Genomic DNA, 15076 nt, shown 5'->3' with positions numbered 1-15076 from the left:
CATCGGCGCCCCCGCCGGCATGAGCATAATCCCGGAAAATTCCAGCGCTGGCTGGCCTAGTTTTGGGGAGCACTTCACGACGATGTTTGTCGTTGGCTATGTTGCGCATGCGCGAGGCTTCAACCGAAAGCGCTGGTTGTGGATTGCCGCTGCTATTGGGCCACTTGCAATTCCGGCGATCTATCTGGCCGACGCAATAACTTACTTGAGGAAAACGATCGCTGGCCTGAAGGCCTAAAGACGAAAATCAAAGGAGCCAGCAGCGGGGTTGCCCCTTGAAACAAGGCAACACACAAAAGCCGGCGCAGTAGCGCGCCGGCTTTACCGATAGTCGCTTCGCGCCTCAGTTTGGTGATCGGCGGCGCTGCCGAATTAAGAGCGTAGTTGATGCCGAAGCGGCCGCCGTAACCGGTCGGGCCATGAGTGGCGGCACCTTGGATAGTCGTAGCCGGTCGGCGCCGCCGATGGCATTGGCCCGGAGCCATGCATGAGTGGGCCGCTCCACCATTATCGCAGGCGGGATTTCAGCGCGGGATCGGCTTTGATGACGGAGCGCAAGGGATGGACGCGCCTGCCATTCATGTTAGAACGCTTCTAAATAGGAAGTGTAACGTTGAAACCGAAGAAAACCGCCGCTGAGCTCCAGAAAATCATTCGGGAGGCTTCCCGCGACGTCGGGCCATGGCCCAAAAACATGACCCTCATCATCTATGCGTTGGACGACAGCTGGCGGATCATCGTCAGCTATTCCGATGCGTCGCAGACGCCCTTTCGTGACCGGCTGATGGAACTCAGCCTTCGCCTCACCGAGTTCTACGATCTGGACGAAGGCACAGCTTAACACCCGGAGTCCCCGGCAAGCGCCCGGCACAACCGGCCCGTTCGCCCCATGCTTGAAGAGCAAACCCTTCGCTTCCACTGTCTCGCAATAGCCAGAGATTCAGCCGCGGTCTTGGTTCCGAGAATCGGCGCCCGGCGTCGATCCGATTTACCCCGCGAGATGCGGTTCGCGCGTGGCGATGAGGTCGCGGATCGTTTGCGCGATCGGCACCGGGCGATGGCTCGCCTGATCGGTATTGACCCAGACAATCTCGCCGGTCGCAAACAGATGGTCGCCTGCACGCGGGAAGATTCCGAGTTCGAACACCAGACTTGAGTTGCCGATCCGCGCAACGCGTGCGGCGACGTCCAGCTCCTGATCGAACAGGATCGGCGCCTTATATTCGATCACCGATTTGACGACGTGAAAGTCGACGCCGCTCGCCTTGGCATCGGCAAACTGGTCATAGCCGAGTGCACGAAAATATTCGGTGATGGTCGTGTCGAAGTAAGTGAGATAGTGCGCGTTGAAGACGACGCCCTGGCCGTCGATCTCGGAATAGCGCACCCGAAACGGATGGAAGAACCTGAACCGGTCGCGTGACATGTGCCCCCTCGCTTGTTTGCGGCGGCTTCGGTTCTCCGCCCTTACGCTCCCCCTAGCCTCTCTCATGCGGAAAGAACAGCCGCAGGGAGACGTCACGCCGCAACTCAGGTTTGCTTGATGGCTTTCAGCACAATGAAAATGTGCGACGCGGCGATGATCGCCGACGCCTGCATCTCAGCCAGTCATACCGCAACGCTCATATGGCGCCCGATACCATGGCCGCCTTCGACGACACGTCTTCAATGACACCCGAGATGCACCACGGCGCCGAAGGCGGATCCCTGCACGGGACTGGCTGCGTCAAAAACCCGTTTATTTGCCGCAAATTTTGCACATTTCTATCGACGCGCGGAACAAGTTGGTTTAGCGGTACCATCGTCTTGCAGCAACCTCAGGTGCTGCAGGCCATTTATGCGCGCGCCAGCTGTGGTCGTTTCCCGTGCCTCGATTTTTCTTTCATATTATCGCCGACAACACGTTCCTCGACGATGAAGGGACGAGCTTCGATAACGATCAGGAAGCGATGCTGCACGCGCGTGAGCTCGCACGGGAGATGATGCGCAGCATGGGCGTCGTGAAGGGCGCAATCGTCATCGAGAACGAAGACAGCGGCGGATTGTTCGAAGTGCCGCTGTCCTGGAGCAACTGACACAGGCGAATATGTCGGCGGCAGCGCGCGGGTTTCAGTCAATTTGCGCGCCGGGCGCTTTGTTGCCAAGCGACCGGACGAGCCTACCGGACTGTTGTTCCAGCAGTGTCCGTAGCGCGGCCGCCGGCACGAGCCGCCGATACCACGGTTACCGCCTGATCAATTCGCGGCGTTGCCGGTCTTGGTGCGCGGCTGTTTTGCGGGCGCAGCAGCTTTCGGCGCATCGCTACGCACATTGCCCCATGGATCGGCCGCGGCCTTGGTGTCAGGAATCTTGCGCAGCGACTCGCGATACGCCTTCTCGGTGATCGCGTCCTGCTCCTTTTCCTCCGCCGACTTGGTCTTCACCTCCGGCATCAGGTTCATCATCTGCGCGGCGGCGGGGCCGGTCAGAAGTGCGAGCGCTGCGACGACGCTGAATAGTTTGCGGGACAGTTTCATGGCACCAAAGCTCCGTGAATTTCGGAGGCGTTATATCACCGGCCTTTCGAGCCCGCCAAGCACCTGGCGCAGGGCACCCCGTCGTGCCTCACGCGGGTCGAAACCTTCGGAAACCGAGAAACCGGGATGCCCCGGACCGCAGCCTAATTGCCCAGCACCTTCTCCGCGGCCGTCACGATGCTGATGGTCGGGTGCGCCGCGCAATAGGTGCCGAACTTCTTGGCGTTCTCGACGAACACCTCGGTGTCGATGATCGCGTCATCCGAGTCGCCCTTGTACCAGCCGTCCATCCAAGTCAGCACCATCTTGATCTCGTCGGGGCCCGACTCGACAAATTGCTTGCAGGACATGGTGGACAGATCGAGCACGACAGCCTGGGCCGGCGCGGCAGAGAGTATGGCAGCCACAGTCAATAACGCGCAGGCGATTTTCATGATCGTCCCCCCCGAACCACGACGCCGGCGACCGACTGGTCCGGGCGTTTATGGCCGGACGGTATCATGAAGTCCATTTCTTTAATCTGGCATTTTTATGAAATATCCTCACCCTCCCCTGTCAGATATTGATGAAGGGTGAACAGGCGGGTCCGCATCTCCGGGATCGGCTTCATCGGCCAGCAAGATCGCAATGCTAGACATGGCGCAGGCAGACGATGTGGACGACGACCATGACCGAGAAGCGAGCGACTCCACGACACCGGGTTCTCAAGCGAGGCACGCTGGCCTTTGGCGGAGGCGGTATCGATTGCACCGTCCGCAACCTCTCGGCCTCCGGCGCGCGTGTCGATATCGCAAGCCCGCTCGGCCTGCCGCAGAATTTCACGCTGGAGATCGAGGCGGATCAGTTCATCCGCCGCTGCCGGCCAGTATGGAAGACGGACCGCCAGCTCGGTGTGGTGTTCGAGTAAACGCCCCGTCAGTAGCGCCCGCGGCCGCCATAGTTGCCGCCGCCGTAACCGCCATAGCCTCCGCCGCCGTAATAGATGCGCGGCACCGGCTCGTAATAGACCGGCGGCGGTGCACGGCGAATGATGACCTCTTCCTCAACGATCTCGCGGCCGCGCCGCGGTGGTGGCGATGCGGCGCGCTTCTTCGCAGGCTCGGTTGTTTTCTCGGCTTTCTTCGAAGCAGGCGCTGCTGCGGGCGGCGTGCCGCAGGGACATGTGGGGCCCGGTCCAGCCAGTGCGACATTGGTCGGCGTATTCGCTGCGGCAACCGGCACCGGTTTGTTGCGCGTGCGCTCCTCGAGCTTCTGCGCGGTCGCTGTCAGATCGCTGTCGGGATATTTCGCCAGGAAGTCGCGATAGGACGGCGCCGTGTTGGTGATGACGGCGTTGTGCCACGCCACCATCTTGTAGTGACGGTCGAGCCATTCTTTCGCCTGCGGGCCGAGCGGCGGCTCCGCATAGAGGCCGACAAAGGCCTCATAGGCCTCGACTGAACCATCCGACACGATCAGGTTGTTGGCGTCCTGCACCGGCTTGCCCTGCAGCTCCTTGCGCCATTGATCGACGGTCTTCCGGGTCACGGCCGGCTTGGCGCCGGCATCGGTGCCAAAGAAGCGGAAGTCATTGACCAGCGACGAGCTCTCCCACGGCGTCTGCCGCCCTTCGGTGGCCTGATTGACCGACAGCCGCACGCGCTTGAACGCATCCTCGATCGACAGGCCCGGTTCGCGGCCGGCCTTCAGCAGCGCCGTCGTATAGGGGCTGTTGCCGCCCTGGCCGTCTTCGGCTTCGGCACCGGGCGATGTGGAGAATGACAGCAAGGTGCCGGGCGTACCGAATTTCACGTCGATCTGAGCGAGCCCGCGGCCGGTGGTCTTGCTGATGGCCGGAAACGGATTGTTGCGGCAGGCATCGAGCAGGATGATGCGGCTCTTGCTGGGCACGGATGTCAGTGTGTTCAGGATATCGTTGAGCCGCACCGCCTGCAGCGGAATATCGGCCTCGCGCTTCGGGTCGATATCGACCGGGACGAGGTAATTCTCGCCGTCGATCTGCAGGCCGTGGCCGGCATAGAACACCAGGGCGACGGTGTCCGGCCCCTTGGCGGAGACATTCGCTGCGAAGCCGGCTATCCTGGCGCGCAGGTCGTTCTGCGACAGGTCCGTCGCCGACTGCACCTCGAAGCCCGCATCGCCGAGCATCTGCGCCATTGCCTTGGCGTCATTGACGGGATTGGGCAGCGGCGCGACGGCGCGGTAGGAGGATTGCCCGATCACCAGCGCCAGACGGCTCTCTGCCCAGGCGCTCGGGGAGCCGAGCATTACAGCGGCTGCAACAATCGCGTTGCGAATGACAGGACGAACCATCGAACAGTCTCCCCGGTCCGGGCCGGCTCGCGCGACGGATAATTCCCCGCCTGATCCAACGGAAATCAGGATGACCGCGCGCCAACAAAGCGACGGCCTGCCGCTGCCCAATTTGGTCGCTGTCAACGCAAGCGCGGTTCATGGAAACCGCGCGCGGCATGTGCTGTTCGACGACTACTTTTTCTTCGCCGCCGTGGCGGGCGCGGGAGCCGGCGCAACACCGCCCCATGGATCATATTTTTCCTTGGGAGTGGGAACGCGCTCCAGAGCGGCCTTGTAGGCCTTCTCGTCGATCTTCGGCTTTTCGGGCGCGGGCGCATGATCGGCGCCGCCGCGCTTGCCGCCCATTTGCGCTGTCGCTGGCGCAGCCAGAAGCGCCAGTGCCCCGATCGCCAATACCAATGCTCTCATCATGGGTCCCTCCGGCGCCTTGATAGCCTGACGTAGAGGCCATTTTCCAGCCCCAACATGGCGAGGCCGCGACCATCGACCGCAGGTCGGCCCGTCCCCGGAAACGCGCGAATACTCCGCCCCGCCACCCCAGCCCGCCCATATCCACTGAAAACACAGGCTTTTCGGCAACCGTTTGGTGAACGATCCGTTGCACATTTCTGTCTAATTTCGCATCCGGAAAAACCGGATCTTGGAATGTTTCTCCTAGCCTGCGCAGACGGCAATGGAGAAGCGGCCTGCGCCGCCTTCCTTGCGACGGGGATCGGGGACGTGGTCGACATTGCAAACCCAGCCGGCATGCATGGCAGCAGAGCGAGGGGCGACGGGATGACCGCGGCAAGCCGCCCAGCCTCTGCGCCCGATGCACTTGCGCCGCTCGCGGCGATCGCGCCCGAACCATGGCGCGCGCTTGCCCGGCGGGCCATTGAGCCGAACGGCTATTACCTCGCCGACTGGGAACGCGCCGTGAATGCATCCGCGCGCGGCCGCACCGATGTCGCCGCGCTCAGCGCCTGGATGAGCGATGCCGGAACGCCGCGCTTGATCGGATTGCTGCCGGTGATCACCGCGCGGCGCGCCTATCGCCTTCCGCTCCCCGCCCTGGTGAGTGCCGACCCCTATGGCACGCTCTCGACACCGCTGCTCGATCGCGACATGGCACCGGATGCCGTAGCAAGCCTGCTGGAACAGGCTCGCAAGGCCGGCGCACACGCGCTGATCCTCGAGAACGTCTCGCTCGATGGCGCCGCGATGCAGGTGATCCGGAAATCGCTCGCCATGCAGGACCTGGCGCCGCGCATCCTGCAATCCCACGCCCGCGCCTGCCTCGACGCCACGCGTGATGCCGACGACCTGCTGCGCGATGCGCTCGGCGCAAAGAAGCTGAAAGAACTGCGCCGCCAGCGCAATCGCCTCGCGGAACACGGCGATGTGACTTTCCACATCGCACACACACCGGCGGAAATCGCTGCGACCATCGACACGTTCCTGACGCTCGAGGCCAGCGGATGGAAGGGCAAGCGCGGCACCGCCCTGATGCAGGATGCCGGCGACAGTGCCTTCATCCGCAGCGCCACCAGGGCGCTTGCCGAACACGGCCAATGCGAGATCGTCACGCTGCGCGCGGGCGACACGCCGGTCGCCTCCGGCGTACTGCTCAGGCATCTCGATCGTGCGTTCTACTTCAAGCTCGGTGTCGACGAGCGCTTCGCCAAACTGTCCCCCGGCGTGCAACTCACACTCGACGTGACGCGGCATCTCTGCGCCGATTCCGCGATCACCTGCGCCGACTCGACCGCCAATGCCGGCCACCCGATGATCGACCCGATCTGGCGCGGCCGCCTTGCGATCGGCGACGTGCTGATTCCGCTGCGCAAGCACGACCCGCTGGTCTCTCTGATCCACGGTGCACTCACCTTGCGTCGCGCGATCCGCGAGCCGTTGCGACGCGTCGCCCGCTCGATCCGAAACCGTCTCCGCTAGATATCCAGGGGGTCAATCATGAACGCTGCAACTGACGTCGCACCGGTGATCTCGGCTGCCAATCAATCGCTCAAGAACGATTTTCCGCTGAAGCCGTTCGCGATCAGGCATAAGCTCGCCGGACATCCCCTGTTGACGCTGCAGCGCATCGCGCAGCTCGCATCCGAGTTGCCGCGCGATCTCATCGAATACAATTCGGGCAAGGTCGCGATCAGCCAGGACCCCGATGCGATCCCGTCGGTCGATCTCGACCCGGTCGAGGTGGTCAGGCGCATCGAGACCGCCGGCGCGTGGATGGTGCTGAAGCGGATCGAAAACGCGCCGGAATATCGCCAATTGCTCGAGGACACGCTGCTGTCGGTGGCCCGTGCCCGCGGCTTCAACAGCCTGCTCGATGCCGGCTTCGAACAGCTCGAAGGCTTCCTGTTCGTCTCCTCGCCGAATTCGACCACGCCGTTCCATCTCGACAGCGAGGATAATTTCTTCGTCCAGATCCACGGCGAGAAGTTCTTCACGATCTACGACAACAACGACCGCGCCATCGTCCCCGACGACGAGATCGAGCGCTCGATGACCAGGCATCGTAATCTCAAATTTGACGACAGTTTCGCGCCGCGCGCGGTCGAGTTTCACATGTTCGATGGCGACGGCTGCTACGTGCCCTATCAGTGGCCGCACTGGGTGCGCACTGCCGAGTCCTTCTCGATCTCGATGGCCATCACCTGGAAGACCAAGGAAGTGCGCCGCGTCAACGACCTGCACTTCTTCAACTCGATGCTGCGTGGCATCGGCTTCCCGCAGAAGCCGCCCGGGCAGCAGCCGGTACTGGATATGCTGAAGCTCGCCTTCTACCGGACCGTAACCACAGCGATCAAACCGCTGCGCGGCTCGCTGGCGATGCGCAAGGTGCTGCGTCGCATCGCGCTCGGCAAAAAGGCCAATTATTATCTGAAGGGCGCGTAAGCGCGCGCCCTACTCCGTCGCCTCGGCGTTCACTTCCGCCGACACCTGACGGATCGCACGCGCGAGCTTCTCGGCATCCTGGGCGCCGGACACGGCATATTTGCCGGCGAACACGAAGGTCGGCACGCCGGAGATGCCCTTGTCGGCGGCTTCCTTGGCATTGCCGGAAATCAGCGCGACATCCTCGTCGGTGGCAAGGCGCTTGCGGATCTCATCCGCATCGAGCCCGACATCGGCTGCCGCCTGCACCAGCGTCTCGCTCTGGGTAAGATCGCCACCATCACGGAAATACAATTCCATCAGCCGCTGCTTGACCTCGGCCGACTTTCCGGATGCTTCCGCCCAATGGATCAGCCGGTGGCAATCGATAGTGTTCGGCTGGCGCTTCACGCTGTCCGGCCGATAGGTCAGCCCTTCCTGCTCGGCCGCATCGACGACACGGCCGGCGATGCCTTTATAGGCGTCGACCGATCCGAACTTGGTCTCCAGATAGGTCGAGCGATCGATGCCCTCGCGCGGGATCCACGGATTGAGGAAGAATGGCCGCCAATTGACATGCACCGGCACGTCGGGGACCAGCGCCAGCGCATTCTCGATCCGGCGCTTGCCGATATAGCACCACGGACACACGACATCGGAGACGATGTCGATCTGAAGCGGCTTCAAAGTGCTCATATGGGCGTGCTCCGTGCATGTGTTCCGCCCAGAGATAGGCTCCGCGGGCGTCCCGGGCAAGGCCGCTAGTTCCCGCTCCCAGCGATCTCCCGCAGCCTCGCCGAGGTCGCTTCATCTGCCGGAAAGAACGTCTCGATGGCGATTTCCGACAGGGTAATATCCAGCGGGGTACCGAAGGTCATGGTCGTCGACATGAAGCTCAGCACGCTGTCGCCGAGCTTCATGCGGAATGGCACCACGACGCTATCGGTCGCGATCGGCGCCGACCGCGCCGGCACTGGATAGGTCTTCAACTCCTGATACAGTTTGAGCAATTCGGGATCGGCGGTCGCCTCGCATTGCCGGTGCAGGCGCTCCAGGAGATGCGCGCACCATTCGCCGAGATTGACGGTGCGCGAGGCCAGTCCCTGCGGATGAAAACTCAACCGCAGCACGTTCAGCGGCGGCGCGAGCAAGCGCGGCGCGATGCCTTCCAGCAGCGGCATCACCATGCGGTTGGCGGCAACCAGATTCCAGTGCCGATCGACTGCCAGCGCCGGATTGGGCTCATGGGCCTTCAGCACGAGGTCGATGGCTTGTCGCGCCGAGGTCAGCGCGGGATCGTCCAGCGCCCGCTGCGGAAAGGCCGGCGCGAAGCCTGCGGCCACCAGCAAGACATTGCGCTCACGCAGCGGCACGTCGAGCCGCTCGGCCAGCCGCAACACCATCTCGCGCGAGGGCGCGGCGCGGCCGGTCTCGAGGAAGCTCAGATGACGCGTGGAAATCTCGGCATCGCCGGCCAGATCAAGCTGGCTCAGGCGGCGGCGCTGCCGCCATTCGCGCAGATGGTGGCCGATCCCGGCGGGCCGGGATGTTGCGGAGGACGCTGCAAGCTGTGTGTTCATGGCAAAAAGCTAACACGCGAATTTCGCAGCTTCCATGACCTCACAGGTAATCGATTTGGCTTCGGGGCGCCGTCATGGTCGGGACATTCCCAACGACCAACTGAAGGATGACGACCATGATCAATCCCTCTCTCCTGCTCCGCCGCGCCATCCAGATCGACGCCGTCGTCAGCGGCGCCATGGCGCTGCTGCTGACCTTTGCCGCGGCGGTGCTGGCACCGCTGCTGCATCTGCCTGAAGCGCTGCTGCTAGAATCCGGCCTGTTCCTGATCGCCTATGCGGCGCTGGTCGGCTGGCTCGGCACCCGCGCGACCATGCCGAAACTGCTGGTGCTGGTCATCATCATCGGCAATGCGCTGTGGACGCTGGGCAGCATCGGCCTGCTGTTCTCGGGCGCGGTGACGCCGAACCTGCTCGGCCAGATCTTCGTGGCCGCACAGGCGATCGCAGTCGGCGTGTTCGCAGAGCTGCAATATATCGGGCTGCGCCGGAGCGCAGCGGCGCAGGCGGCCTAAGCCGCCTTGCTCTTGGCCTTGCCGGCCTTTGCCTTGCTAGCCTTGGCTTTGCTCGACTTGGCTTTGCTCGACTTGGCTTTAACGGACTTGGCCTTGGTCGCTGCGGGGCTTTTCTTCGCGGCGGCCTTGGTCGTCTCGGCTTTGCCCGAAGCACCCTTGCCGGAAGACCCGGCCTTCCTGGCCTTATCTTTGGCCCTCTTGGCCTTCGCCTTTTCTTCCTTCTTCAGCGCCTTGCGCTCCGCCTTCTCCTTGGCCTTCAGCTTCTCGGCACGGGCCTCGGCGCGCTTCTTCTTCCGCTTCTTCTCGCAGGAATCGCATTTGCAGCCGATCGGCTTCAGGTATTCCTTGAAATACTCCGTGCCGTAATCGTAGTTGATCTCTTCGCCCGGCTCGATCTTCTTGATCGAGCGGATAGTGATCTTCTTCTTGGCCGCATTGACGTCGGACTCGGCGTTCGGCTTGCAGGCGTGGTTGATATAGCGCGCAATATTCTTGCGGATCGAACCGTCGACGGTCCAGCGCTTGCTGATCTGGAACAGATACTTGTTCTCGATCGCGTCGTGCTTCTCGTTCTTCGAATCCAGCAGGGGCCCGAAGTATTGGATGATCTTGACGCCCTTCTTGATCGGCTGGGTGGCGAAAAGACCGAGACCGGTTTTGGAACGGCCGATGCGATATGGCTTGGCGGAAGTCGAGGCGGGCATGGGATGAGGAACTGACGCTGCTGGAGACAAAATGACGGCTGACCAAGCTGTCTAGCGTGATTCAACCAGCCCTGTCAGCCGCTTCCGTTGAACCTTCCCCAGCTTGTGAGCGTCAAACCAGCACCTTTCCCGTGCTGGATGCCCTTGAATGCCCCGCCTGCCCGCCCTCGCTGCCGCCCTGACGATCCTGCTCGGCGCCACCTCACTCGCTGCGGCCGACAATATCGGCAGCGTCTACAGCTCCGTGGCCGACAGGGATTGCCGCGGCGTCTCCAACTTCAAGATCGATGGCGACGACTATGCGCGAGAACAGGTCTGCAAGGGCCCCGCAGGCCTCGTCGTGTTCAAGAACGAAGATGATCTCCGCGAAACCATTTCGGCCGGCACCACGGCTGCGGCCGCCAACAGCGAGCCCGCAGCGTCGCAGGGCTTCGGCCCGTTCAATTCGACGACCAATACCATCGAATGGCGCACCATCGCCGGCACCATTCTCCATGATCCAGCGCTGGCACATCGCCGACAACGACGATCCCGACAAGGATGGACGGCCCAGGACGAAACAGATGCTGGTGGTGACACGCCTGCCGCCGGGTGCCATGTCGCTTATATCGACGTGGCAGCCAATCCCGACGCGAATGAGATCGCGCGCAAGGCAGCCGATGAACTCGCCCGCGGCTTCGATTGCAAGAACGACAAGGTCAGCGTGGCCGGCACCGGCGGCCGGGCCACGGCACTCGCGATGGCATCACGCTAGGTGGTCTTGCTGATTTTGCGATGCTACTGCCGCATCGGCTGGCTGTGGGCGAAGCGTTTTGTTACTTCGGCGTCTCCATCGCCCTGGCGACGGTGATCTTCAGCATCTCGACGAACAGCTTCTCCGCGTCGGTGCCGTCAGGCAGGCGGCGCAGGATGTCGGTGAGACGGCCATCGAGAGTCAGCATGGTGAAACCATGCACCAGCGACCATGTCCGCGCGATCTGCGCAGCCTGCTCGATGGTCAGCGCATCGGTGGCGACATTGCCCGGATGGTTCGCACCGACCACACTGGCAAGACCGGCGAAGGAAGCATTGGCTGCCTCGCGCAAACTGGGCAGGGTCATGTCGAGCCGCTCGGTACGAAACATCAGCTGATACATGCCAGGCTGCGCACGGGCATAAGCGAGATAGGCCTTGGCGCGGGCGAGCACGCTTTCGAGAGGCGTGGCGCCGCTCGCACCAGCCGCAGTCATTGCGGCGTTGAAGTTGCGAAAGCCGATGGCCGCGAGTTCGCTGACGAGGCCCGTGAGATCGCCGAAGTGGTGCGTCGGAGCGGCATGCGATACGCCGGCTTCGCGGGCAACGGCGCGCAGCGTCAGGCCAGATAGTCCATCGCGCTCCAGCACGATTTCCGCGGCCTTCAGCAGCGCACCGTGCAAGTCCCCGTGATGATAGGGAGATTCAACGCCGGCGTTTTTCTTGGCCGCGGCCTTGGCTAGCGAACTTCTTGCTGCCTTCTTGCGGCGGTCTTGCGGCACGGCGCGCGGCTTCACGGTCTTGGTCTGCTTCGTCATATCGATATTATACCTCGTCATTTTGACACTGTAAAGATTCCGCTTGACGGGCACGTCCTTCGGGACCTACCCATCTAGACAACGTAAAGATAACAGCATGGGAGACGACGATGGCGCTGCTGGACCCGATCGAGGCTGCTGATGACAATCTCGCGCCGATCCCGATGGAGTGCGACGCGCCGTTCCTGACAGTCGTCGGCGAGCTGCCGTGCGAACTCAACGGCACGCTCTATCGCAACGGCCCCAATCCTCAATTCGAAACCAAAGGCTCGCACTGGTTCGTCGGTGACGGCATGCTGCACGCCTTTCACATCGAGAACGGCCGCGCGAGCTATCGCAATCGCTGGGTCCGCACGCCGAAATTTTTGGCCGAGCACGATGCTGGCCGCGCGCTCTATCGCGGCTTCGGCCAGAAGCTGCCGGATGCGCCCGCTTCACTCGGCAATGACTCAGGCGCGGCCAATACCAACATCATCTTCCATGCCGGTCGCCTGCTGGCGCTCGAAGAAGGCCACGCGCCAACCGAGATCGAACCGGGCACGCTGAAGACGCTCGGCTATCAGAACTATCGCGGCCGCATCGGCGGGCCATTCACCGCGCACCCCAAGATCGACCCTGTCACCGGCGAGATGAGTTTCTTCGGCTATAATGCCCGCGGCATCTTCAGTCCGACGATCTCGTTCGGCGCGATCGATTCATCGGGCATCGTGACGCGCTTCGAACGTTTCGACGCGCCCTATGCCAGCATGGTGCATGACTTCATTGTCACGGAGAACTACCTGCTGTTTCCGATCCTGCCGATCACGGGCAGTCTGGATCGTGCGCGGTCAGGCCGCCCGCCCTATGCGTGGGAGCCGGACAAAGGCTCATATGTCGGCGTGATGAAGCGCGGCGGCAGTGCCGATGATATCAGGTGGTTTCGTGCCGAGGCCTGCTACGTCTTTCATGTGATGAATGCGTGGGAAGAAGGCGACTGCATCGTCGCTGATGTGATGCAGTCCGAAGAGGCGCCACTGTTCAGGCATCCCGACGGCTCGCCGACTGATCCCGCGAAATCCAATGCCCGGCTTTGTCGATGGACCTTCGATCTGGCAGCCAATACCGATCGCTTCACCCGCACCTATCTCGACGATATGACCGGCGAATTCCCACGCATCGACGAACGGCGCTCGGGTCTTGTGAGTACGCAAGGCTGGTACGCCTGCGATAACCCGGCGCCGGGAGCCAGCAGCGCATTTTCGGGCCTCGTTCATGTTGGACGCGGTGGCGCGCGGCTGGCGCAATACATGCTGCCGCTCGGCGACAATATTTCCGAGCCGGTCTTTGTCGCGCGCGGCAAGGATGCTACCGAGGGTGATGGCTGGCTACTCGCTGTGGTCTGGCGTGCCCGGCAGAACCGCAGCGATCTGGCCGTATTCAGTGCTGCCGACGTGGCGGCGGGGCCGATCGCTCTCGTCCAGCTCGGTCACCGGGTACCGGCAGGCTTCCATGGCAACTGGGTCGATGCATCATAAACATCTGCTTTAGTGACGTTTATCGATCCAGGCCCTTATAATTGTGACAGTGTAAAGATTTTTATTGACGAGCCTGTTCGCGAAGTCTAGAAGATATCTTGACATCGTAAAGATGCCTTGAGCGAAAGCATTGAGGCGCCGTTTCCCATCAGCGCCCCGGTTGCCCAGGCCTCCTGAAACACCATGACAAATGCGCGCTCCCGACAACAAGCGCGCGGAACCGCCCCATGATCAAACTCCTCCGCAAACTGGCTATCGGCTTTCTTTCCACCATCGCCTTCTTCGCGATGTTCATGATTGCCGGAGATGTACTGATCGCCGCTCTTGTTGCCATCGCAGGTGCCGGCGCGCAGTTCGTTCTCACAAGGATCGCGTATGGCAAGCCGGACGTGATGACCCGGACGGCAAGCTGGGCCAGCCTGGCCCTTCTGCTGGTCATGACCGGAACCTCGCTCGCAGGCGTCGACATACCCGACGCGGCGGCTTCGGCGTCCCATCACGATCTCACGCCGGTCAGCAATGTCTGCCCGCTCTCGCAGCGAGCCATATGATCGCTGCGAGATGCGTTGCGACGCTTTGACCCCCGCCTCAGCGGCAGCAGCGCATCAGAACGGCACGGCGCGCGGCCTCGGGAGGTCCCGATCCGCACGTCGCTGTCGATGCCACCGAGTTCACCCCCGAAGCGATCCTGCCGCCATTCGCAAACCGTGCACCCAGGCTACCGGACATCGAGCGTCGCGTTCGTGCCCTACCGTCGAAGCGCAGGCTACATGTCGAAACGATACAATTTTGACAGTGTAAAGATTTTTGTTGACGAGCTTGCCGGCGAAGCATAGAAGCCATCTTGACAGCGTAAAGATAACTTTGACTGGAAACGCCATGGCGTCCTTTCTCATCATTGCCCCGTTCGGTGCTTTTGCCATGCTGATGATGGTGACGTCCGTTACGGTCAGCCTGTTCGCCGCAGCGGCACTGTCGTTCGGCATCGTGGTCTGGGACGTGATCCGCGGCGGCTCGCTGAAGATGCTGGCGGGAGGCTCGGTGCTGATCTTCAGTGCGCTGGGCTGCTACATCACACTGGTCGACGGCAACTGGACCCCGGTCGCTGTACGCCTCGCCGTCGATGGCAGCGTGCTGGCGATTGCGCTGCTCTCGCTGGCGATCCGCCTGCCCTTCACCCTGCAATATGCCCGCGAGAGCGTCGATGCAGAGACCGTGAAACTGCCCGGTTTCAAGAGAGCGAACTACATCATCACCTGGGCCTGGACCGGCGCCTTCGTGCTGATGCTGGTGGCGGACATGCTGATCATCTACATGCCTTCTCTGCCGCTGTGGATCGGCTTTGCGGTAGCCTTCGCCGCCCGCAATTCCGCCGTTGCCTTCACCAAATGGTATCCGCAATATCGCCGTGCCAGGTACGGTGCCGCGAAGCCCTCAGAGCCGCTGAAGCCCTGATTCCGGAAGCCCGATCTCTTTCTCGATTGCAATTTTGTGCCATCACATCTCG

Annotated in this window: 20 protein-coding genes; 11 read left to right on the top strand and 9 right to left on the bottom strand. The window is 62.3% G+C overall.

Annotation, left to right across the window (positions count from 1 at the left end; genetic code table 11):
- Together AC1RLZ_RS09120 and AC1RLZ_RS09115 are read left to right on the top strand one after the other, a co-directional pair.
- Positions 1 to 238: hypothetical protein (locus tag AC1RLZ_RS09120; RefSeq protein ID WP_493188384.1), on the top strand; the 238-nt coding region annotated here is incomplete at its 5' end.
- A 375-nt stretch (positions 239 to 613) separates the two neighbouring features.
- Positions 614 to 841 carry a hypothetical protein gene (locus tag AC1RLZ_RS09115; RefSeq protein ID WP_493188383.1) on the top strand — a complete coding sequence of 76 codons (228 nt, stop codon included), beginning with the start codon at positions 614 to 616 and terminating at the stop codon, positions 839 to 841.
- Between the two features lie 147 nt (positions 842 to 988).
- On the opposite strand, the gene AC1RLZ_RS09110 is transcribed toward AC1RLZ_RS09115, so the two are convergent.
- Positions 989 to 1426: an acyl-CoA thioesterase gene (locus tag AC1RLZ_RS09110; RefSeq protein WP_371422816.1), complete on the bottom strand. Its 438-nt coding sequence runs from the start codon at positions 1424 to 1426 to the stop codon at positions 989 to 991.
- Between the two features lie 439 nt (positions 1427 to 1865).
- Here AC1RLZ_RS09110 and AC1RLZ_RS09105 point away from each other — a divergent pair, with 439 nt between their 5' ends.
- Entirely contained in the window at positions 1866 to 2075 is a 210-nt protein-coding gene (locus tag AC1RLZ_RS09105) for a DUF6894 family protein (RefSeq protein ID WP_371422815.1), read from the top strand.
- 159 nt (positions 2076 to 2234) lie between these two features.
- Here the strand turns inward: AC1RLZ_RS09105 and AC1RLZ_RS09100 are convergent, their stop codons facing one another.
- Both AC1RLZ_RS09100 and AC1RLZ_RS09095 read right to left on the bottom strand, forming a co-directional pair.
- Complete coding sequence (locus AC1RLZ_RS09100) at positions 2235 to 2516, bottom strand: hypothetical protein (RefSeq protein ID WP_371422814.1); 282 nt, start codon at positions 2514 to 2516, stop codon at positions 2235 to 2237.
- Positions 2517 to 2659: 143 nt separating this feature from the next.
- On the bottom strand, positions 2660 to 2950 hold the full coding sequence (locus AC1RLZ_RS09095) for an HdeA/HdeB family chaperone (protein ID WP_371422813.1): 291 nt from the start codon (positions 2948 to 2950) through the stop codon (positions 2660 to 2662).
- A gap of 233 nt (positions 2951 to 3183) precedes the next feature.
- Here AC1RLZ_RS09095 and AC1RLZ_RS09090 point away from each other — a divergent pair, with 233 nt between their 5' ends.
- Positions 3184 to 3423, top strand: a complete 240-nt coding sequence (locus AC1RLZ_RS09090; RefSeq protein ID WP_493188382.1) for a PilZ domain-containing protein — start codon at positions 3184 to 3186, stop codon at positions 3421 to 3423.
- 8 nt (positions 3424 to 3431) lie between these two features.
- Here the strand turns inward: AC1RLZ_RS09090 and AC1RLZ_RS09085 are convergent, their stop codons facing one another.
- Together AC1RLZ_RS09085 and AC1RLZ_RS09080 are read right to left on the bottom strand one after the other, a co-directional pair.
- Positions 3432 to 4829, bottom strand: coding sequence for a caspase family protein (locus AC1RLZ_RS09085; protein ID WP_493188381.1), 1398 nt, complete (start codon positions 4827 to 4829; stop codon positions 3432 to 3434).
- Positions 4830 to 5003: 174 nt separating this feature from the next.
- Entirely contained in the window at positions 5004 to 5240 is a 237-nt protein-coding gene (locus tag AC1RLZ_RS09080; RefSeq protein ID WP_371422874.1) for a hypothetical protein, read from the bottom strand.
- A gap of 312 nt (positions 5241 to 5552) precedes the next feature.
- On the opposite strand from AC1RLZ_RS09080, the gene AC1RLZ_RS09075 reads away from it, so the two are divergent.
- Together AC1RLZ_RS09075 and AC1RLZ_RS09070 are read left to right on the top strand one after the other, a co-directional pair.
- Positions 5553 to 6764, top strand: a complete 1212-nt coding sequence (locus AC1RLZ_RS09075) for a GNAT family N-acetyltransferase (protein WP_493188380.1) — start codon at positions 5553 to 5555, stop codon at positions 6762 to 6764.
- Between the two features lie 18 nt (positions 6765 to 6782).
- Entirely contained in the window at positions 6783 to 7727 is a 945-nt protein-coding gene (locus AC1RLZ_RS09070; RefSeq protein WP_493188379.1) for a JmjC domain-containing protein, read from the top strand.
- A gap of 9 nt (positions 7728 to 7736) precedes the next feature.
- On the opposite strand, the gene AC1RLZ_RS09065 is transcribed toward AC1RLZ_RS09070, so the two are convergent.
- Together AC1RLZ_RS09065 and AC1RLZ_RS09060 are read right to left on the bottom strand one after the other, a co-directional pair.
- The gene (locus AC1RLZ_RS09065; protein ID WP_493188378.1) at positions 7737 to 8402 is read right to left on the bottom strand and encodes a DsbA family oxidoreductase; all 666 of its coding nucleotides are present in this window, start codon (positions 8400 to 8402) and stop codon (positions 7737 to 7739) included.
- A 65-nt stretch (positions 8403 to 8467) separates the two neighbouring features.
- Positions 8468 to 9286, bottom strand: coding sequence for a helix-turn-helix domain-containing protein (locus AC1RLZ_RS09060; RefSeq protein ID WP_493188377.1), 819 nt, complete (start codon positions 9284 to 9286; stop codon positions 8468 to 8470).
- Between the two features lie 116 nt (positions 9287 to 9402).
- On the opposite strand from AC1RLZ_RS09060, the gene AC1RLZ_RS09055 reads away from it, so the two are divergent.
- Positions 9403 to 9801 carry a hypothetical protein gene (locus AC1RLZ_RS09055; protein WP_371423848.1) on the top strand — a complete coding sequence of 133 codons (399 nt, stop codon included), beginning with the start codon at positions 9403 to 9405 and terminating at the stop codon, positions 9799 to 9801.
- On the opposite strand, the gene AC1RLZ_RS09050 is transcribed toward AC1RLZ_RS09055, so the two are convergent.
- A complete protein-coding gene (locus AC1RLZ_RS09050; RefSeq protein WP_493188376.1) occupies positions 9798 to 10505 on the bottom strand; it encodes an SET domain-containing protein in 708 nt (235 codons plus the stop codon). The genes AC1RLZ_RS09055 and AC1RLZ_RS09050 overlap by 4 nt on opposite strands.
- A 148-nt stretch (positions 10506 to 10653) precedes the next feature.
- Between AC1RLZ_RS09050 and AC1RLZ_RS09045 the strand changes: the two genes are divergently transcribed.
- A complete protein-coding gene (locus AC1RLZ_RS09045; RefSeq protein WP_493188375.1) occupies positions 10654 to 11259 on the top strand; it encodes a hypothetical protein in 606 nt (201 codons plus the stop codon).
- A gap of 61 nt (positions 11260 to 11320) precedes the next feature.
- On the opposite strand, the gene AC1RLZ_RS09040 is transcribed toward AC1RLZ_RS09045, so the two are convergent.
- Complete coding sequence (locus AC1RLZ_RS09040; RefSeq protein ID WP_493188374.1) at positions 11321 to 12055, bottom strand: TetR/AcrR family transcriptional regulator; 735 nt, start codon at positions 12053 to 12055, stop codon at positions 11321 to 11323.
- A gap of 110 nt (positions 12056 to 12165) precedes the next feature.
- Between AC1RLZ_RS09040 and AC1RLZ_RS09035 the strand changes: the two genes are divergently transcribed.
- From AC1RLZ_RS09035 to AC1RLZ_RS09025, 3 genes are all read left to right on the top strand, one after another.
- A complete protein-coding gene (locus AC1RLZ_RS09035) occupies positions 12166 to 13569 on the top strand; it encodes a carotenoid oxygenase family protein (RefSeq protein ID WP_493188373.1) in 1404 nt (467 codons plus the stop codon).
- Between the two features lie 227 nt (positions 13570 to 13796).
- Positions 13797 to 14120, top strand: coding sequence for a hypothetical protein (locus AC1RLZ_RS09030; protein WP_493188372.1), 324 nt, complete (start codon positions 13797 to 13799; stop codon positions 14118 to 14120).
- A gap of 328 nt (positions 14121 to 14448) precedes the next feature.
- Positions 14449 to 15024: a hypothetical protein gene (locus AC1RLZ_RS09025; RefSeq protein WP_493188371.1), complete on the top strand. Its 576-nt coding sequence runs from the start codon at positions 14449 to 14451 to the stop codon at positions 15022 to 15024.
- The last annotated feature ends 52 nt before the right edge of the window (positions 15025 to 15076 follow it).

The organism is Tardiphaga sp. GW822-FHT04G09, assembly GCF_058800725.1.
This window is presented reverse-complemented; position numbering and strand designations above follow the sequence as displayed.